Source organism: Halosimplex pelagicum (assembly GCF_013415905.1).
Lineage (GTDB): Archaea > Halobacteriota > Halobacteria > Halobacteriales > Haloarculaceae > Halosimplex > Halosimplex pelagicum.
In genome coordinates this window covers 4538830-4557744 of record NZ_CP058909.1, presented here as the reverse complement: position 1 = coordinate 4557744, position 18915 = coordinate 4538830, and the positions used below count along the sequence as shown (strand labels likewise).

The window sequence follows — 18915 nt, the reverse complement described above, 5'->3', positions numbered from 1 at the left end:
ACGTGACCGAACGCACGGGGGCCGCCGAGCCGTCGACGCGAGACCGACTCGCGGCGCCGACCGACGGGAGGCGACCATGAGACAGGAGCGCGGCCCCGAGTTCGACGAGCTGTTGAGCTACATCGAGCGCGAACTGGACTTCGAGTCGGGCTTCTACAACGACGCCTACCTCGACCGGCGGATCAACGCCCGGATGCGCCGCACGGACGCCGACGAGTACGGCGCCTATCAGCGGCAGCTGGAGGACGACGAGGGCGAGCGCGAGGCGCTGCTCGACTCGCTGTCGATCAACGTCACCGGCTTCTTCCGCAACCCCGAGGCCTGGGAGTCGCTGCGGGGCGTCCTGCGAGAACTCACCGCCGAGCAGCGGTCGGTCTCGATCTGGAGCGCGCCCTGCGCGGACGGCCGGGAGCCGTACTCGATCGCCATGCTCGCGCTCGACGACGACGAGATCGACGCCCGCCGGGTCGAGATCCTCGGGACCGACATCAACCGCGACATCCTCCGGACGGCCCGCGCCGGCCGCTACGAGACCTCCCAGACGACGGACATCGCGTCGGAGCTCGAACCGCTCTCGGCCACCGAGCCGTACGTCGACCGCGAGGGCGACGTGTTCACCGTCACCGACCGCGTGTCGGACCTCGTAGAGTTCGAGCGCCACGACCTCATCCGCGGCCCCGAGAAGCGCGATTTCGACCTCGTGTGCTGTCGGAACCTGCTCATCTACATCGACGCCGACTACAAGGTCCCCATCTTCGAGACGATCACCGGGTCGCTGACCGGGGCGGGCTACCTGATGATCGGCATGACCGAGACGCTGCCCGCGGAGTTCCGCGACCGCTACGACCCGGTCGAGAAGAAACACCGCATCTACAGACGCGCCTGATGTCACTCTACCAGCTCGAACGCGACGGCGACGTGCAGGAGCTCATCGGCGTGATGCGCCGCAGCGACAAGGCGGAGCTGCGCGCCCGCGCCGCCGAACTGCTCGGCAACTTCGAGGAGCACGACGACCGCGCGGACGTGGTCAACGCCCTGGTGAGCGTCGCGAGCGACGACGACAGCGCCGCGGTGACCGCCGCCGCGGTCGACTCGCTCGACCAGCTCGGCGGCGACGCCATCGAGCAGCTCATCGCCGAGATGGCCGGCGTCGACATGGGCGACGGTGCCGACTGGATGAAGGCCCAGGCGTTCGCGAAGGCGCTCGACGCCGCCGTGCCGGAGCTCCGGATGGCCGCCGCCAACGGCCTCGGCGCCGTCGAGGAGGCCGACGCGGTCCCGAAACTCGCCGAGCGCTTCGACGACCCCGACCCGCGCGTCCGGGCGCGGGCGGCCCGCGCCTGCGGACAGATCGCCGACTCGCGGGCGACGGACGGGCTGGAGGGACTGCTGAGCGACGACAGCGCCACCGTCCGCCGGGAGGCCGCCGAAGCGCTGGGGTCGATCGGCAACCGCCAGGCCCTCTCGGCGCTGCTGCCGCTCTACCAGGACGGCGACGAGCGAGTGCGACGGGTGGCCGTCGGCGCGTTCGGCAACTTCCCCAACGCCCAGCCCGTCGAGTACCTCGTCGCCTCGCTGACCGACGACTCCCCCGCGGTGCGCCGCACCGCCGTCTACTCGCTGGTCGAGCTGCTGGCGAACGTCCCAACGGGCCAGAGCCACGAGATCCGCGAGACCGTCGTCGAGCAGCTGAGCGAGACCGACGACCGCAACGTGGTCGTCCCGCTGGTCGAGATCCTCGAAGAGAGCCGACAGGCCGCCCAGCAGCGAAACACCGCGTGGCTGCTGGGCCGGGTCACGGAACTGGAGGAGCGCGACCGGGTCGTCGACGCGCTCGTGAGCGCGCTGTCGGCCGACGACCAGATGACGGGCCAGTTCGCGGCGACCAGCCTCGCCGAGCTCGGCGGCGACGCCGTCGAGGACCGCCTGCTCGACCTCGTCGACGACACCGGCGCCCCCGACGAGGCGCGGGCCCAGGCCGTGTTCACGCTCGGCAAGGTCGGCGGCGAGCGCGCCCGCCAGCGCATCGACAGGCTCCTCGACGAGACCGAGTCCGAGGAGATCCGCAAACGGGCCTTCTCGGCCATCTCGAAGCTCGGTGGTCGGGGATGACCGGGGCGGACGGCCGTCGCCGGCTGCCGTCGCCGGGAGGTGACCGCCCGTGAGCGACGAGCGCGCGCTGGCGGACACCCAGGGCCGGTTCGTCCAGGTCGTCAAGAGCGGCCGGAAGGTCAACGACCTGGAGTGGCTGAGCGGGCGGGTCCTCCTGTCGAACAAGCGGCTCGTCCTCGCCGGCAACGAGGGCAAACGGCAGATCGCGCTGGCGAAGGTCAGCACCGTCAAGAACCGCAAGAACGCCAACCAGGCGATGACGGCCGTCTCGGGCTACTTCTCGATCCAGACCGGGTCCGACGTGTTCCTGATCGCGCCCGCCGACATCGACGCGTTCGAACAACACCTCTACACCGCCCTGCTCGACGGCGAGGTCGTCCTCGTCAAACACCCCGCGGTCGAGGGCGGCGTCGTCCGCGACACCGAGTGGGAGAAGGGGCGGATCAACATCGAGTCCGACGTGGTCGGGCTGGGCGTCGCCAGCGGTCAGTTCGTCGAGGTCGAACTGGAGGACGTGGGCGCCGTCGACGTCAGGGATGCGACCGTCCGCGGCGACGAGCGCCGCGTCCTCGAAGTCGAGCACACCGACGAGGAGGGGACCAGCGTCCAGACGTACGTCTCGGGGACGAGCCGTCACGTCTCCATCCTCGAATCGCTCGTCCGGCAGGGCGAGCTCCAGAACGCGACCGACGCCGACCTCGACCAGACGGAGATGGAGGTCCTGATGGCCCTCTATTCGGGCGTCTCCCCGTTCGAGATCCCCGAGTTCATCGGCATGGACGTGGAGGACGTCGAGACCGTCTTCGACCGCCTCGTCGAGGAGGGCATCCTCCGCGAGAAGCGCGTCCGCCGCGACGTGCGCCTCAAGGCCCGCGGGCGCAACATCGCCAGCGACGTGATCGGCGACCAGTAGCGGAACAGTTGCCCGTTCTCACAGCGGCGTGCCGCCGCGCTCGCCGTCGTCGCCCGTCGACGCGGCCGACAGCAGGTCGGTCACCGGCTCGCCGTAGTCGTAGCCCGGGACGACGCCCTCGACGTAGGTCCCCTCGACGTACTCGACGAACGTCTTCGCGACCTCGACCGCCCGGGCGGCGTCGCCGAAGGCGAACTCGTAGGTGACGGCGACGGTGCCGTCGGCGGTCGTCACGTCGAACCCGTCGAGGTCGACCGACGCCCGCGTGGCCATCGGCGCGTCTTCGAGCCGGCGTTCGAGGGTGTCGAGCCACCCCGACTGGACGGCCTCGCCCACCTCGCCGTCCTCGGCCGCGCTGCGGAGCGTCGGCGCTTCGACGCGTACCCGGAAGTCCGTCGCGTAGTCGTCGCGCTCGCTCGCGGTGACCTCGGTGTCGAAGACGGTCGTCGTCAGTCGGTAGCCCCCGTCTGTAGCCGCGAAGGCGTCGTGTGCTTCGAACGCGTCGCGGGCCTCGGTCGGCATGTCGTCGGTCATTATTCCTCGATACGGCGCTCGTCGGCAAAAGAGCGTTGTGTCGTATCGCCGTGTTCACGAGCCCACAGCGAACACTTATACAGGTAGATATCCGATATACACTCGTATACGATGCCAGTCGAGTTCGACGAGTACTCCGAATCCGATGGCTACGGGGGTTCGATCGAGACGGGGTCGAACAGCTACGAGATCCTCTCGTTTCTAGCGGAGCATCCGGATCAGGGGTTCACGCCGACGGAGATCCGCGAGCACGTCGATATCCCGATGGGGAGCATCGGGCCGACGCTCCAGCGCCTCGACGAGCGCGAGCTGGTTCGACACAAAGGGCCGTACTGGGCCATCGCTCGCGACGACCGCATCGGGGCCTTCGAGGCGATGCAGCGGAGTCTCGAAGCGATCGCCGACGTAGACGACGAGTGGGGCGATGTCGATTGGGAAGCGGAGGCGGTCGACGAGTCCGAGATCGAATCCTGGAGAGAGTCACAGCGGTCCGATGAGTAGCACGCACCTTCGTCGTGAAGTCGTCACTCACCCGGCGATCTTCGAACCGTACAACCGCCCCTACGTGATCGTGAGCGAACAGCCCAATCCCGAGTATCCGGACCAACACGTCGCGATCGGGATCTCCACGAACGACGCCGCGGAAAGCGTACCGATCGGCGAAAACGACTGGCAGGTCGGGAGCCTCAGCAAAGAGAGCTACATCCTTCCCAGATACCCGGCAGTTATCTCCGAGAGAGACACCGCGCAGACGGTCGGTGCGCTGGTCCCGGAGATCGTCGACGAAGCCGCGGAGTCGCTGGCTCGGAACGTCGGAGTCGAGTTGGAACGATAGCCGACGACCCCGGCCCCGCGAGATCGCCGAGCGAAGGAGCGGGCTGCTCGCCGAGGCGTCCGGCTCCGGGCGATCTCTCGATTCGATCGAATACGAACGGGCTGTGGTCGATCCCGGTTCAGGAGAAGCTCGACCGGGGGAATCGACCGATTCTGCCGGAGAGAGTGCGAGGGATGGGATTCGAACCCATGGACCCCTTCGGGAGCGGGTCTTAAGCCCGCCGCCTTTGGCCTAGCTCAGCCACCCTCGCGCGTCCGATAGTCACGCGGCGTTCGGGTTGTCCCTTTCGGTCCGGCCGCGCGGCTGTCGGCGTCGTCGAACGGGAGAGACAGAGAGAGACTGTTCGGAGGGCGCGCCAGCGGGGATTAGACTTCGACGTGGATGTCGGTGAACGGGACCCGGACCATCAGGACGCGGGTCACCGGGCGGCGGCGCAGGCGGACCCGGACGATCACGGCCGTCAGCGCCCACGAGACCGCCGCGAGCGCGACCGCGAGGGCCGTCACGCCGGGGTACATGACCACCAGGGCGCCGACCGCGACGGCGAGCGACATCGCCAGCGAGACCAGCAGGGTGCGCGCCAGACTGTACTGCGTCGGCAGGCCGGCCGAGGCGACCGGCGGACGAGTCCGTCTCATCACATCCGATCCTACACCGGGCACCACCGTAAAGGTAATCTGAAATACATTTCTGTAGGCGAAGCTACTGAACTGAGTTTCACGAGAAGCGGTGACACGCCTCCCGGTGTGGCCGAGCCGGCGGAGGCGGCGGCCGTCGGCGGAGGACGTGGATCGACGCTACCGGTCGGAGAGGCGGTCGGGGTCGTCGCTCTCGGTGATGTCGTAGGCGTAGAACTGCTCGGGTTCGGGGAAGAAGTCGGCGGGGTCGTCGTGGTCGAACGTCCCGAGGAGCGTCCCGTCGAGGGTCTTGACGCGGGTGTGCATCTCCTCGCGCTCGACGGCGGTGCGGACGAGTCCGGCCGAGAAGCGCATGTCGTACGACCCGGCGACGAAGACCACGACCTCCTCGTCGAGGTCGATGCACTCGGTCACGACGAAGACGAACCCGCCGCTCTCCATCTGGTAGACGCCCGTCTCGTCGAGGGAGAACGCCTCGAAGTACTCCCGGAAGTCCTCGGCGTAGTTGTTCGGCACGACGTGGGAGAGCCCCCAGTCGTCGTCCTCGCCCATCGAGGGCGACAGCGTCGTCGTGTCGCCCGCGGGGATGGCCAGCGTCTCGTAGCCCTGGTCCTCGCGGTCCTCGGCCATCGCCTGCATGTCTTCGAGCGCGCGCTCCCAGTTGGTCTTGAGCTCCTCGCTGTGGTCGGCGACGATCTCCTTCCGGTCGACGTCGTCGGGGCCGTCGGCGTGATGGGGCATACACTCGTCAACGCGATTCGCACAGTAAAGGGTGGTGCAACGGACGGTCGTCCGTCGCTGCTCGGGGTCCAGAGCGGCGGCGGGTAGTGGGCGGTCGAGCGACCGCCGGTCCTCGACGCCGCGCTCAGGGGCGGACCCCGAGGCCGAACTCCATGACGAGCGAGACGCCGAGGACGACCAGGCTGGCGGCGAAGACCTTCTTGTCGCGGCTGACGCGCTGGTCGAAGGGGATCCGCTCGCCCCGGAGCGGCGGGACCCGCTGCAGGCGGGCTTCGAAGCCGGCCTGACGGTCCGACTCCAGGGTCACTCGCTTTTGCTCCTTGTAAGAGGGGGTCGGCTGGATGCCGAAGCTCCCGAGTCCGAACAGGGCCACTCCGACGAGGAAGACGGCGTACTTCGCGGCGACGAGCGTCCCGCCGACGAGGTAGCCGACGGCGATGGCGCCCGCGGCGACGAGCCCCCCGACCGCGAGCACCCAGACGACGAACTCCGCGAGCAGGAGTCGCTTACTCGCCATCCGTCCCGCGGCCGAGCACCGACTCGACGCTCTCGTACTCGTCGGCGTGGCGGTGACAGTAGCTCAGCCGGTCGGTCTCGCCGACCGGGTACAGCTCCGGCCGGTCGGTGTCGCAGACGCCGTCGAACTGCTCGCTCATGTACTCGCGCGCCCGGTTCGGACGCCCCGCCTTGACGTACTCGGCGGCCTGGTCGACGTGGCTCCGGACTTCGTCGGGAGTGTCGTCGCCGAACATGTCTTCGACGGTCTCGTCGATGTCGTCGAACCGGTGGAAGGAGCCGACGCTCCGACGGATCCGGTCGCGAACCGACAGGTCGATCCGGGTGCGCTCGCGGATCACCTCGCGGAACCGCTCGACGGCGTTCCACGTCTCCGCGTCGAGGTGGTCGTACTCCGGCGGGTGGATCTTCGCCGGACAGCGGGTGGTGAACTGACACCCCGTCGGCGGGTCCCGCGGGCTCGGCGGCGTCCCCGGCAGCGTGATCCGGTCTTTCTCGACCGTCGGGTCGGGTTCGGGGATCGCCGACAGCAGCGAGTGGGTGTAGGGGTTGGCCGGGTCGGTGTACAGCTCCTCGGTCGCCCCGATCTCCATTATCTTCCCGAGGTACATCACCGCGACGCGGTCGCAGATGTGCCGGACCGCCGAGAGGTCGTGGGCGATGAACAGGTAGGTCAGGTCGAACTCGTCCTGCAGGTCCTCCAGCAGGTTGAGGATCTTCGCCTGGACGGAGGTGTCCAGCGCGGAAACGGGCTCGTCGAGGACGACGAACTCCGGTTCGAGCGCCAGCGCGCGGGCGATCCCGATGCGCTGGCGCTGCCCGCCGGAGAACTGGTGAGGGTAGCGGTAGTAGTGTTCGGGCTGGAGCCCGACCTGCGCCAGCAGGTCCTTGACCTTCTCCTTGCGGTCGCGGGGCGTCCCCTCCTCGTGAACGTCCAGGGGCTCGCGGACGATCTCGCCGATCGTCATCCGGTCGTTGAGGCTCGATTCGGGGTCCTGAAAGACGATCTGGGCGTTGCGGCGCCACTGTTTGAGCCGCTTGCCCGAGAGCTCTGTCACGTCGGTGCCGTCGAACTCGACGGTCCCCTCGGTGGCCGTCTCCAGTTGCACGAGCGTCCGGCCGAGCGTCGTCTTCCCGCAGCCCGACTCGCCGACCAGCCCGAGCGTCTCGCCGCGCTGGATGGAGAAGCTCACGCCGTCGACGGCCTTGACCGGCGGGTCCGCGAGGACGCCGCCGCCGCCGTAGTACTTCTTCAGTCCCTCAACCTCGACGAGCGTCTCGCCGGTGCCTCTGGGTTCGGTTCGGCCGCGTTGTCGAGTCATTTCGCTCATCGGGAGTCACCTCCGTCGGCCGCCACGTCCTCGTCCGCCTCGCCCGGCGCGGTCGATCCGTCGCCGTCCTCGCGCGCCTCGCCCAGCCGCTCGTGGTGGGCGACGGCCTCGCCGGTCGTCATCTGCTCGGGGTAGAGCAGACAGGCGGCGGTGTGGTCGGCCGCGCTCTCGTCGACCTCGACGAGCTCGGGGTGGACCGCCTCGCACTCCTCGAAGGCCTTCGGACACCGCGGGGCGAACCGACAGTGGGTGGCCGCCTCGTTGGGCGTCGGCACCTCGCCCTCGATCGTCCGCAGGCGGTCCTCGTCGGCGTGCTGGCCGGGGATCGCCTCCAGCAGCCCCTCCGTGTAGGGGTGGCGGGGGCTGGCGAACAGCTCCTCGGTCGGCGCCTTCTCGACGATCTCGCCGGCGTACATCACGTTCACGCGGTCGGTGATGTCGGCGATCACGCCCATGTCGTGCGTGATGAACAGTATCGACAGGCCCCGCTCGTCCTGCAGGTCCGAGAGCAGTTCGAGGATCTGCGCCTGGATGGTCACGTCCAGCGCGGTCGTCGGCTCGTCGCAGATCAGCACCTCGGGGTCGCAGGCGAGCATCATCGCGATGACCGCCCGCTGGCGCATCCCGCCGGAGAACTCGTGGGGGTACTCCCCCAGTCGGCGGGCCGCGTCGGGGATCTGGACCGATTCGAGCAGGTCGATGGCCGTCTCGCGGGCCTCCTCGCCGGTGATCCCGCGATTCACTTTCAGCGCCTCGCGGATCTGGTTGCCGACGGTGAACACGGGGTTCAGCGAGGACAGCGGGTCCTGGAAGATCATCCCGATGCCGCTACCCCGAAGCTCCTGGTACTGGGCGGTGTCGTAGCCGGTGATCTCCTCGCCCTTGAACCGGATGGACGACTCGGGGAGCACCTCGCCGGGCTCCTCGACGAGCCCCATGATCGACCGGGCGGTGACGGACTTGCCCGACCCGGACTCGCCGACGAGGCCGACGGTCTCGCCCTCGTAGAGGTCCAGATCGATGCCGTCGACGGCGCGGATCGTCTCGCGGTCGGTCCGGAACACCGTCTGGAGGTTCCGCACCGAGAGGATGGGCTGTTCGCCGCTCCGGCGGCCGTCCGGCACGGTTTCGGCGTCGTCGTCCGAGAGCGGGGCGCTCATCCTGCGGCACCCCCTGCGGCCGCCTCCTCTTCACCGCCGCCTTCGCTCTCGGGGTCGATGGCGTCGCGGATCCCGTCACCGAGGGCGTTGAGCCCGGTGACGAGCACGACGATGAACATCCCGGGGATGAAGGCGATGTGCCACGACTGGGTCGAGACGTAGTTACGTCCCATGTCGATCGCGCGCCCCCAGGCCGGCGTCGGCGGGTTGATCCCGAGTCCGCTCCCGATGAACGACAGCGCGGCCATCGAGATGATCACGCCGCCGACGGTCATCGACCCGTAGACGAGCAGGTACGGCACTACGTACGGGAGCATGTGCTTGCGCATCGTGGTCCGCGGCCGCTGGCCGAAGCTCTTGGCGGCGTCGATCCACTCCTCCTCGGAGACCTGGAGCGCGGGACCGCGGACCGACCGCCACAGGCTCGGGAAGAGGATGATCCCGAATGTTAACGCGTAGAGGAACCCGCCGTTGAGCACGTTCACGAGCCAGTGGCCCTGGAACGCCATCCCGACCATCAACAGCAGGAGCAGCCCCGGTATGGAGGTGATCCCGTCGGCGACGAGGACCGTCGCCAAGTCGACGAGCCCCTTGTAGTACGCCGATGTCATCGACGCGATGATCGCGAGCAGCGACGCCAACACGATGGACAGCGCCCCGACCATCATCGAGACCCGGGCGCCGGCCACCGCGAACGTGAACAGGTCGCGGCCGTTGGTCAGCGTCCCGAACGGGTGGAACCGGCCGTAGTCGTCGTAGGTCATCACCCCGACGTTCTGGTCGCCCTGTCCCTTCGACTTGGAGTTGAAGTTGGCGTCGCCCGCGTAGATCGTCTCGACGCTCCCGCTCTCGGCGTCGTAGTACTGGATCTCGTGGCTGTACGGCGACTGGATGTTCTGCTCGACGGTGGTCGGTCCGAGCGCCGGGGAGAACACCGCCATCGTCACGAACACGAGCACGACGACGATGCCGAACTGTCCCCAGCGGTGGTCGCGCAGGCGGTCGATCACGTCGTCGCGGGGCGTCCAGTCGACCTGCCGGTAGTGGTCGCGGAAGACGAGCCAGCCGCGGTACACCCAGTAGCAGACGACCGCCGCGTACAGGTAGACGAGGACGAGCCGGATCGCCCAGGCCACCGCCGGCTGCAGCCCGAGGAACGTGCCCTCCCAGGGACCCGACGGTCCCGTCTGGTACCCCTGGTTGGGGATCGTCTCGCGCGAGAGCAGCGTCGGGATGTTCCCGGCGGCGGCACGGAGCCCGTCGAGGAAGCCGCTGGCCGACTGCTGGACGGCGTACACCGTTTCGCCGGCGTTCTGTGAGACGGCGCCGAACACCACCTCGATCAGCGCCGTGACCGCGATGACCGTCGCGTCGAGCAACAGCAGGAGCCCGCCGGCGAGGGCGCCGAACTCCACCGCGATCAGCACCAGGGCGACGGCGCCCCAGCGCAACGCGGGCTCGGGGTTCGCCAGCAGCCGCTCGCGCAGCGTCGACTCCTCGCGGCGGTCGCGGTCGCGCGCCGTGTCCGTGACGGTTGCACACATGTCTCAGTCCTCCTGTCCCTCCAGTCCGATCCGCGGGTCGATCAGCGTGTACGCCACGTCTTGCGCGATGTTGAAGAACACGAGTATCAGGATGAACACGTAGGTGAGTGCGCCGATGATCGGCACGTCCGACGCGAGGACGGCCGAGAGGAACAGGTTCCCGAGCCCGCGGATCCCGAAGATGAGCTCCACGAGGACCGAGCCGCCGATGAGCAGGTAGAACTCGCCCATGATGACGGGGAGCAGCGGGATCATCGCGTTGCGCGCGACGTGTTTCCCGATGATCACCCGCTCGGAGAGCCCCTTGGCCTTGGCCGTGTCGATGTAGGGAGCGTTGATGCTCTCCAGGACGGCGGTCCGCCCGATGCGGACCTCGTTGCCCATCGAGGAGGAGCCGAGCACGAGCGCGGCCGGCAGGATCCACTTGAACGCGACCGCCCAGTTGTAGGGGTTGGGCACCGGTATCCCGACCGGACCCAGCGAGTAGCTGCCGAACAGGTTACCCAGCGCGGCCGGGGTGCCGATCACGTCGGTCGGTATCAGGAATCCCCGGTAAAAGGACAGCAGGCCGCCGGCCGATAGCAGGCCGGCGAGCATCACGGCCAGCCAGAAGTTCGGCATGGCGCGCCAGACGATCCCGCCGAAGGAGGCGGTGTAGTCGCCCCAGGTGTTGGCCCGCAGGCCGGCGTACAGCCCGAGCGGGATACCCAGTGCCAGCGCGATGACGACCGACCAGGTGCCGAGCCAGATCGTCGCGGGCATGCGCTCCCAGATGAGTTGTGCGGCCGACTGGCCGCGGGTGACGACCCACGACTGGCCGAAGTTGAAGGTGATCGTCTCGGTCAGGAAGTTCCAGTACTGTATCCACAGGGGTATGGGCTGTCCGTTCGGGTACCGGAGCCCGAGCGAGATCGCGAGCTGCCGCGCGGTCTGGGGGTCCGAGTCGCGGCCCAGGATCGCGGTCATCGGGTCGAACGGCGACAGGTAGAGGATGACGTACGTCATCGTGAGCCCGAACAGGATCACGGGCACCCCGAGGACGAGCCGTTTCGCGATATACAGGAGTTTGTTCATGGCGTCGTTCCGTTATGCGCGTAGTTGTCTCTCTGTGTGGGCCGCAACGTAATACGTTCGTCGTCTGAGCGGGGGGTCATCGAGAGCGGCCGGGGACCGGCTCGCTTACTCGGAGCCGCCGACGTGTTCGTCGTAGGCCTCGATCCCGCCGGGGAAGATCTGCGGCGGCGTCAGGTGATACGCCGGCTCGAAGCGGCCCTTGAACACGTTCTGCATGAACTCCGGCTGGTTGATGACGTACGCCATCGCCTGCCGGACGGCTCTGGGCACCTCCTCCATGTTGAAGCCCACGTAGTAGGTCCCGATGTCCGGGGTGCGGGCGTAGTTGACGGTGGTACCGTTCTCCAGCTCGTAGGTCCCCAGGTCGCGGCCGACGTCGTCGGTCTCCTCGATGGACACCGCGTCGGCCTGGTACTGCGCCGTGGGGACGCCGCCGATGTCGGCGTTCTCGTTGATGAAGTAGTTGTACCGGGCCTGCGTCTCGGTGAGGATCGCCGCGTCGATCCCGTCGAAAGAAGCGCCCTCGCCGTGGTAGTCGTCGTAGGCGTCCATGACGAACTCGCCGCCGTTACCCGACTCCCAGTTGACGAACTCGAAGGGACCGGCGCCGACCGGGCTCTGGGAGAACTCCTCCCAGGACATCTCGCCCTCGTAGCCCTCGATGTCGCCGACGATACCCTCGGGCACCGCGGAGAACGCGGAGTAGGCCAGCACGGACAGCGAGAACGCGAACGGGTTCTCCGTCGTGATCTCCAGCGTGTAGTCGTCGACCGCCTCGACGGCGATCGAATCGGGGATGATCCGGGTGGTCGTCTGCGGTTCGCCGGAGGCGGTCTCGGTGACGGTGTTGCCCTCGTCGTCGGTGACCGTGACCTCTTCGGTCTCGTGTTCGATCCCCATGACGCTGACCGGGAACCGGGCGTTGACCGAGTTCGAGGAGAGCATCAGCCGCTTGATGGAGTACTCGAAGTCCTGGGCGGTCACTTCGTCGCCGTTGTGGAAGGTCGCGCCCTCCTTCAGCGTGAACGTGTAGGTGGTGAAGTCCTCGCTGAGTTCGTACTCCGTAGCCAGCAGGTTCTCGACCTCCGTCGTCCCGTTGGCGTAGTTCGTGAGGGCGTCGAACATGTCCATGATCTTGCCCCCGCTCGCCGTGTTCCCCTGCGCGATCGGGTCGAGGCTGCTGAACGTCGACGAGATCGTGCTGAGTCGGTCCTTGCCCTCCAGGCCCGCGACGGAGTTGCTGGCCTTCGCCCGCGAGGGGCCCATCGGGCCCGGCGGGTTGTAGTCGACGTGGTCGTACCACATCCCCTCGGTGACGCCCTGGTACAGCGGGATGAGCGCCGCCTCCTGCCACATCCCTTCCTCCATCGCGACGGCGGCCTCACCGCGGGCCTGGGCGGCCTCCTCGGTGTCCTCGGGGTTCTCCTCGATGCGGTCGAACTGGTCGATCATGTACTGGCGGACGTCGGGGTCGGCCTCCGCGTCCTCGGACCAGAACAGCCGGGCGCCGTTGGCCGCGCTGTTTTCGGCGTACATCGTGTTCGGCGGGTCGATCAGCTGGACGAAGTTCTGCGGACCGGGGTAGTCGGCGATCCACCCGAGCGTGTAGGCCATGTGGTTGCCGTTCCGGGTGGCCTCCAGCAGCGGCGAGAACGCCGCCGAGCTCTGGTTCATGTCGATGTAGGCCGACTCGAGCCGGCTGGCGATCGTACTCGCCATCTCCTCCCAGGTCGGGCTCTCGTACTGGAGCCAGTCGAGTTCGAAGCGGTTGTCCGGGCCGTAGCCCGCCTCCTCCATCACCCGCTGGGCCTCTCCGACCAGATTCTCGCCGACGCCGTACGGATACTCGCTTACCGTTACGGCCTCGCCGTCGGTCCCCGTGTCGGTCGATCCGCCGTCGTCGGGCGTGGCGGTGTCGCCGCCGTTGCTCCCACAGCCCGCTACTGCGGAGGTGAGGGCTGCCGCGCCCGTCGCTTTCAGGAATCGTCGTCGGCTGGTGTCGGAGCCGTCAGTATCGCGAGGCATACGTCCCCTTTACCGAGCGCGATACTTAAATTGCGGTGGAACTTGCCGTAAGTTGTTACCGAAACCGCAGTACCACGGCGGTCGAAAATTATCTTAAATTATATTCTACCCCATGGTATTATAACGGGGAATTACAGGACCACGGGGAGATACCCGAGACACACTAATGGCTTAAGGGAATAAAAGCGTAGTGGGCAAAAGATGCGATGAACGGTCGGTATTACCGGTGAATTTCGACCGATTCGAGGACGACGGTGTCGATCGGGCGATCGCTGGGGTCGGTGTCGACCGAGCCGATCGCCTCGACCACGTCCATGCCGTCGACGACCTCGCCGAAGACGGCGTGTTTGTCGTCGAGGTGGGGCTGGGCGTCCAGCGTGATGAAGAACTGCGAGCCGTTGGTGTCCGGGCCGCGGTTGGCCATCGAGAGCTTGCCCGGTTCGTCGTGGCGCAGGTCGTCGTGGAACTCGTCGTCGAAGGTGTAGCCCGGGCCGCCGCGACCGGTGCCGGTCGGGTCGCCCACCTGGAGCATGAAGTCCTCGATGACGCGGTGGAACTCCACGTCGTCGTACAGCGGGTCGACGCGCTTCTCCCCGCTCTCGGGGTCCTCCCAGGCGCCCTCGCCCGGGCCGACCTCGGCTTCCTCGTAGTCGGACTCGGTCGCGTGGTCGACGAACGCCTCGACCGTGTTCGGCACTCTCTGTTCGAACAGTCGAACCTCGATGTCGCCTTCGGAGGTGTGGAGCGTCGCTGTCAGTTCGTCACTCATACCCGGGAGGTGGCCCGCCGCGGAGAAAACGCTGGTGGTACCGCCCGCATCAGCCGGCCTCCGGCCGACCGGCGCCGGCCCGACCGCGGGGGATCAATGTCCCGCCTCACATCGACGGGCCGACCCGGGTGATCGCCGAGGAGACGAGCCCGTGGTCCTCCGCGCGCACGCGCTCGCCGCCCGCGACCGCCCGCAGGCGAGCGAGCAGGTCCTCGGGCTCGGCCGCCGTCGCGTCCACGTCGATGTCGTCACCTACGGCCGCCAGCGTCTCCGGGTCGCCGGAGACCTTCACCACCGGCGCGACCGGGTGGCCGGTCGCCACGCCCTCGCCCGTGACGTGGACCACGACCTGCGCCCCGGCCGCCACGAGCCCGGTCGCCGCCTCCGCGAACCGCGAGGGGGCGTCGACGACCGCCAGCCCCTCCTCGTGGGTCGCCCGCTCGCCGTAGTCGAGGGCCGCCCGGACCGGCGCCTCGCCCCAGGCTCGCGTCACCGCCTCGAACTCGCGCTCGCGCGCCTCGCGCCCGACGCGGGACGCCCGCGCCGGCTGGTCGCGGTGGCGCGCCGCCAGGTCGCGAAGCGCCGCGGCCGCCCCGTCGCTCGCCGCCCGTTCGACCGCCGCCTCGGGGTGGGCGACCGCGCGCTCGCTCCCGGCGGCGACCACCCGCGCGCCCGCGTCGACCAGTTCGTCGACGACCGCGCCGACCAGCGGGTCCGCCGTCTCCCGGGTCGACTCGGCGAGGTCCCCCGAGACGACCCCGACCGTGAGATCCGATAGGTCCGCCGTCGTGGTCCCGCCGTCGCCGGTCGAGCGGTCACGCAGTTCCTCGACGGCCTCGACGCCGGCCTCGACCGTCGCGTCGGTGCCGCCGGCGTCCTGGATCGCGGTCTCGCGGACGGGGACGCCCAGGTCGGCGAGATCGGCCGCCACGTCGTCGCTCTGGATCGACTCGCAGCCCAGGCCGACGACGACGGTGCCGGCGACGTTGGGGTTCGCGCCGACGCCGAGGAACGTTCGATGGGTCTGGGCCTTGTCGGCGCCGATCTGGCCGCAGCCGTGGTCGTGTGGCGCGCTGACCGCTCCCGGGACTCTGTCGGCGATCCGGTCGGCGACTTCCCGCGAGCAGATGACCGACGGGAGGACGAGCACCGTGTCGCGCACGCCCACGCCCCGGTCGCCGCGGTCGACCGCCTCGAAGCCCCGGCGGAGGCTCACGCCGACTCACCTCCACCGGGTTCGTCGGCCGTCGTCTCGGCCGCCCGGTCACCCCGTCCGCGCGTGCTCTCGCAGTTGTGCGTGTGGACCCACTCGCCGCGTTCGATCGACTCGGTCGCCTCGCCGATCACTTCGTCGTACTTGCGGACCGGGTCCCCGGCGTCGATGTCGACCAGCGCGACCTTGTGGCCGAACGGGACTTCCTCGGCGACGACCACCGGCGGGTCGGCGTCGTCCAGCCGGTCGCCCTCGTCGAGGTCTTCCAGTGCCGTCGCGACGGTGTCGTCGTCGGCCATCACCAGCGCGCACCCGTCCAGCACTTCGCCCTTCATGACCCCTCCGCGGCGAGCTCGCGCGGCTGGCGCTCGTTGATCGCGAACTCCTCCAGTCGACGGGCCTCGGCGGCCGTCTCCGCGCCGTCGGCCACCGACAGCAGCGTCCGGTAGATCCGCTCGCCGGCCTCGTCGAGCGGCTCGCCGTCGATGACCGTGCTGGCGTCCACGTCCATGTTCGACGCGAGCCGCTCGGCGGTCCGGTGGTTGCCCGTCACCTTGATCACCGGTGCGATGGGGTTGCCCGTGGTCGACCCGCGGCCGGTGGTGAAGGCGACGACCTGGGCGCCGCCCGCGACCTTTCCGACGACGCTCTCCACGTCGTAGCCCGGCGAGTCCATCACCGTCACCCCGCCGCCGCCCGGGATCTCCTCCCCGTAGTCGACGACGTGGCGGATCGGCCGCGTCCCGCACTTGGCGAGCGCGCCGAGGCTCTTCTCCTCGATGGTGGTCAGCCCGCCCTCCTGGTTTCCGGGGGAGGGCTGGGCGCCGCGCATGTCCACGCCCATCAGGTCCGCGAGCCGTTCGCGGCGGTCGACGCGGTCCAGCAGTTTCTCCCGCGTTTCCTCGTCGGCGCAGCGCTCGGCGGCGACGTGTTCGGCGCCGATGAACTCCGGCGTCTCGGAGATGCAGACCGCGCCGCCCGCGTCGACCAGCCGGTCGGAGGCGTCACCGAGCGCGGGGTTGGCCGCGATGCCGCTCGTGGCGTCGCTGCCGCCGCACTCGACCGCGAAGACGAGTGCGCTCGCGTCGGCTTCCTCCCGGCGCTGGTCACCCACCTCGTCCCACAGGTCGGCGAGGACCTCGGCGCCGGCGTCGAGCGCGCCCGCGGTCCCGCCGGCCTCGCGGATCGCCAGCGTCTCGACGGGCTTGCCCGAGCGGGCGATGTCGTCGGCCACGTCGTCGGCAGCGATGTCCTCGGTCCCGAGTTCGACGACGAGCGCCGCGCCGACGTTCGGATTCCGTCCGATCCCCGCGAGCACCTCGCGGGTGCGTTCGCGGCCCTCGTCGGGCTGACTCGTCCCCATCTGGTGGGGCGTCGCCCGCGCCCACCGGCCCCCGTCGTCGGCGATCCGGTCGGCGACCGGGCTCGCCGCGACCGACGTGGGCAACACGGCGACGTGGTTGCGCACGCCGACCCGGCCGTCCGGTCGGCGGTAGCCGTCGAAAGTGTCCATGAGAAGCGGATCGGCCGCGACGGGCAATAATCCTTCCCGGTCGGCGGGCGACACGCCTCGGGCCGGACGACGACGAGAAGACATATACGATGACATGTAGATGCGCAGAACGATGAACCGAAGGTCGTTTCTCACCGCCGTCGGGTCGGCTGCGCTCGCAGGTGCGAGTGGGTGCGCCGCCGCGCCCGCGTCCGTGCCAGACGTGTCGATCACGGATATCTACCCGGACGGAACCGAGGAGACGTACGAGGGCGAGTACGTCGTATTCAGGAACCGCGAGGAAAGCGAGGTATCGCTGACGGGGTACACGGTCGCGTACAGCTCCGGCCACAGCCACGAGCTGTCGGAACTGGCCCTCGAACCGCGCGCGTCGTTGCGGCTCTGGAGCCGCGACGGAGGCAGTCGCAGGCTCGAAAGCCGCCCTCCCCAGTACCTCCTGTTCGCAGGAATCGGGGAGGAGTCCGACACTTCGGTCATGGACGGGACCGGCAACGTCGAACTGCGGGACCCGTCGGGGAACCTCGTGAACCGGGCGTGGTACGGCCGAGAGTGACCGGCGAGCGGGGAACTCAGAACTCCCGCAGGTCGTCCAGCACCGCCTCGGCCTCGCCGCTGGCCATCACTTCCCGGGCCAGCTCCAGCCCCTCGTCGATCGAGTCGGCGTCCTCGCGGGCGTAGATGCGCAGCGCGGCGTTGAGCGCGACGGCGTCGGCGAACTGGTCGTCGCGCTCGCCGGCCAGGACTTCCTCGGTGATCTCGGCGGACTCTTCGGCCACGTCCTCGACGCCCAGGTCTTCGCTCTCGAAGTCCATGCCGTACTCGGCGGTCTTGATCTCGAAGTCGTCCAGTTCGTCGTCACCCCCCGACCACTCGCCGACGACCGTGGTTCCGGGGCGCACGTCGTCGTAGCCCTCCATGCCCTGGAAGAACAGCGTCCGGGAGACGGACTGGCTCTCGGCGGCTTTCAGCGTGTCCGTCATCTTCACCGCGAACGGCAGGTGGTAGAACGATCCGAGGTGAACGTCGGCGTTGGCGGGGTTGGCGAGCGTCTCGACGGTGTTGACGAAGGTTCGGACGCCCATGTTGTCCCGTCGGTCCCACAGCGCGTGGATGCCGGGGTTGAACGCCGGCTGGTAGTAGTAGCCGAACCCGGTCTCGTCGACCATGTCGGCGCTCTCGCTCGGTTCGATCTCGGTTCGAACGCCGAGTTCGTCGAGGACGTGCTTGTAGGAGTCCTGTTTCTGCGTCGGGACGCGGTCGCCGCTGTGGACGACGACGGGGGTTCCGGCGGCGGCGGCGACGGCGCCGGCGGCCACACCTAGGATCGCCGAGCGGCCCTTGCCGTCGTAGTTGGCGCCGCAGTCGACGGGGTCGGCGTCGGGTTCGGCCGTCTCGACGCTCTCCTCGCGCATCACGTCGACGTAGGCGCCCAGTTCCGTCGCGTCGTTGCGCTTCCAGCGGTTCGCGAGCCAGAACGCGCCGAGCGTCGTGTGGTCCGGCTCCCCCGCGAGGATCCGCTGGAACGCGTCGCGGGCCTGCTCGCGGGTCATGTCGTCGGCGGACTTGTGTCCCGAGCCGACGACCTCGGTCATCAGCCGCTCGAGCGGCCAGTCGCCGAATTCGCGCGTCGCTTGTGCCATACGGATCGGTTCGGTCCGATCCCGTTAAAGCGCCCTGATTTCCGCGAGCGGCGGGCGGCGCGGTCGGTTTCAACCACGTCTTCTGGACGAGCGTCAGTTTTCCCGGGGCCGAACGCGCGTCCCGACGGCCGAAAGCATTTGACTTTCGAGGGTCACCGTGGGGCCGTGTTCCCGATTCAGATCCCCGGTGGCACGGAGCTGATGGTGATCGCGCTGGTCGTTTTCGTCCCTGTTGCACTAGCGTTCCTCGGGTTCAAACTGTTTCAAGGGTATCAGGCCTTTCGGGACGGGCAACGAGAGTGACCGCGACCCCTTCGACCGGTATCGCCCGCGACCTGACCGAGAGTGGCCGCGATA

General features: G+C 68.8%; 20 protein-coding genes and 1 tRNA gene. 6 read left to right on the top strand and 15 right to left on the bottom strand.

What is annotated here, in order from left to right; genetic code table 11:
* The first annotated feature begins 76 nt into the window (after window positions 1–76).
* The 3 genes from HZS54_RS22720 to HZS54_RS22710 are packed head-to-tail and all read left to right on the top strand — an operon-like array spanning window position 77 to window position 3025.
* Entirely contained in the window at window positions 77–886 is an 810-nt protein-coding gene (locus HZS54_RS22720; protein ID WP_179919369.1) for a CheR family methyltransferase, read from the top strand.
* Window positions 886–2112 carry a HEAT repeat domain-containing protein gene (locus tag HZS54_RS22715; RefSeq protein ID WP_179919368.1) on the top strand — a complete coding sequence of 409 codons (1227 nt, stop codon included), beginning with the start codon at window positions 886–888 and terminating at the stop codon, window positions 2110–2112. The genes HZS54_RS22720 and HZS54_RS22715 overlap by 1 nt, the downstream gene beginning before the upstream one ends.
* Window positions 2113–2161: 49 nt before the next feature.
* Window positions 2162–3025: a CheF family chemotaxis protein gene (locus HZS54_RS22710; RefSeq protein WP_179919367.1), complete on the top strand. Its 864-nt coding sequence runs from the start codon at window positions 2162–2164 to the stop codon at window positions 3023–3025.
* 18 nt (window positions 3026–3043) lie between these two features.
* Here HZS54_RS22710 and HZS54_RS22705 read toward each other — a convergent pair whose 3' ends face one another.
* The gene (locus HZS54_RS22705; RefSeq protein ID WP_179919366.1) at window positions 3044–3559 is read right to left on the bottom strand and encodes a DUF5813 family protein; all 516 of its coding nucleotides are present in this window, start codon (window positions 3557–3559) and stop codon (window positions 3044–3046) included.
* A 111-nt stretch (window positions 3560–3670) separates the two neighbouring features.
* Here HZS54_RS22705 and HZS54_RS22700 point away from each other — a divergent pair, with 111 nt between their 5' ends.
* Together HZS54_RS22700 and HZS54_RS22695 are read left to right on the top strand one after the other, a co-directional pair.
* Window positions 3671–4060: a MarR family transcriptional regulator gene (locus HZS54_RS22700; RefSeq protein ID WP_218927094.1), complete on the top strand. Its 390-nt coding sequence runs from the start codon at window positions 3671–3673 to the stop codon at window positions 4058–4060.
* Between the two features lie 70 nt (window positions 4061–4130).
* Window positions 4131–4394, top strand: a complete 264-nt coding sequence (locus tag HZS54_RS22695) for a hypothetical protein (protein WP_179919365.1) — start codon at window positions 4131–4133, stop codon at window positions 4392–4394.
* Between the two features lie 165 nt (window positions 4395–4559).
* Here HZS54_RS22695 and HZS54_RS22690 read toward each other — a convergent pair.
* From HZS54_RS22690 to HZS54_RS22630, 13 genes are all read right to left on the bottom strand, one after another.
* Window positions 4560–4644, bottom strand: a tRNA-Leu gene (locus tag HZS54_RS22690).
* Between the two features lie 115 nt (window positions 4645–4759).
* Window positions 4760–5032: a hypothetical protein gene (locus tag HZS54_RS22685; protein WP_179919364.1), complete on the bottom strand. Its 273-nt coding sequence runs from the start codon at window positions 5030–5032 to the stop codon at window positions 4760–4762.
* A 159-nt stretch (window positions 5033–5191) separates the two neighbouring features.
* The gene (locus HZS54_RS22680) at window positions 5192–5773 is read right to left on the bottom strand and encodes a DUF7529 family protein (RefSeq protein ID WP_179919363.1); all 582 of its coding nucleotides are present in this window, start codon (window positions 5771–5773) and stop codon (window positions 5192–5194) included.
* Window positions 5774–5897: 124 nt separating this feature from the next.
* Window positions 5898–6290 carry a DUF7555 family protein gene (locus HZS54_RS22675; protein WP_179919362.1) on the bottom strand — a complete coding sequence of 131 codons (393 nt, stop codon included), beginning with the start codon at window positions 6288–6290 and terminating at the stop codon, window positions 5898–5900.
* Window positions 6280–7620 (bottom strand): ABC transporter ATP-binding protein, encoded by a 1341-nt coding sequence (locus tag HZS54_RS22670; protein WP_179919361.1) that lies wholly within the window; start codon window positions 7618–7620, stop codon window positions 6280–6282. The genes HZS54_RS22675 and HZS54_RS22670 overlap by 11 nt, the downstream gene beginning before the upstream one ends.
* Window positions 7617–8780: an ABC transporter ATP-binding protein gene (locus HZS54_RS22665; RefSeq protein ID WP_179919360.1), complete on the bottom strand. Its 1164-nt coding sequence runs from the start codon at window positions 8778–8780 to the stop codon at window positions 7617–7619. Before HZS54_RS22665 ends, HZS54_RS22670 begins: the two co-directional genes overlap by 4 nt.
* Window positions 8777–10324, bottom strand: coding sequence for an ABC transporter permease (locus HZS54_RS22660; protein WP_179919359.1), 1548 nt, complete (start codon window positions 10322–10324; stop codon window positions 8777–8779). The genes HZS54_RS22665 and HZS54_RS22660 overlap by 4 nt, the downstream gene beginning before the upstream one ends.
* A 3-nt stretch (window positions 10325–10327) precedes the next feature.
* A complete protein-coding gene (locus HZS54_RS22655; RefSeq protein WP_179919358.1) occupies window positions 10328–11398 on the bottom strand; it encodes an ABC transporter permease in 1071 nt (356 codons plus the stop codon).
* Between the two features lie 105 nt (window positions 11399–11503).
* On the bottom strand, window positions 11504–13423 hold the full coding sequence (locus tag HZS54_RS22650; protein ID WP_179919357.1) for an ABC transporter substrate-binding protein: 1920 nt from the start codon (window positions 13421–13423) through the stop codon (window positions 11504–11506).
* Between the two features lie 220 nt (window positions 13424–13643).
* A complete protein-coding gene (locus HZS54_RS22645) occupies window positions 13644–14192 on the bottom strand; it encodes a peptidylprolyl isomerase (protein ID WP_179919356.1) in 549 nt (182 codons plus the stop codon).
* Between the two features lie 106 nt (window positions 14193–14298).
* Window positions 14299–15408 (bottom strand): UxaA family hydrolase, encoded by a 1110-nt coding sequence (locus tag HZS54_RS22640; protein WP_179919355.1) that lies wholly within the window; start codon window positions 15406–15408, stop codon window positions 14299–14301.
* The gene (locus HZS54_RS22635) at window positions 15405–15740 is read right to left on the bottom strand and encodes a UxaA family hydrolase (protein ID WP_179919354.1); all 336 of its coding nucleotides are present in this window, start codon (window positions 15738–15740) and stop codon (window positions 15405–15407) included. The genes HZS54_RS22640 and HZS54_RS22635 overlap by 4 nt, the downstream gene beginning before the upstream one ends.
* The gene (locus HZS54_RS22630) at window positions 15737–16918 is read right to left on the bottom strand and encodes a UxaA family hydrolase (RefSeq protein ID WP_179919353.1); all 1182 of its coding nucleotides are present in this window, start codon (window positions 16916–16918) and stop codon (window positions 15737–15739) included. The genes HZS54_RS22635 and HZS54_RS22630 overlap by 4 nt, the downstream gene beginning before the upstream one ends.
* Before the next feature lie 112 nt (window positions 16919–17030).
* On the opposite strand from HZS54_RS22630, the gene HZS54_RS22625 reads away from it, so the two are divergent.
* Entirely contained in the window at window positions 17031–17471 is a 441-nt protein-coding gene (locus tag HZS54_RS22625) for a lamin tail domain-containing protein (RefSeq protein ID WP_179919352.1), read from the top strand.
* Between the two features lie 16 nt (window positions 17472–17487).
* On the opposite strand, the gene HZS54_RS22620 is transcribed toward HZS54_RS22625, so the two are convergent.
* On the bottom strand, window positions 17488–18558 hold the full coding sequence (locus HZS54_RS22620; protein ID WP_179919351.1) for an anthranilate phosphoribosyltransferase: 1071 nt from the start codon (window positions 18556–18558) through the stop codon (window positions 17488–17490).
* Between the last annotated feature and the right edge of the window lie 357 nt (window positions 18559–18915).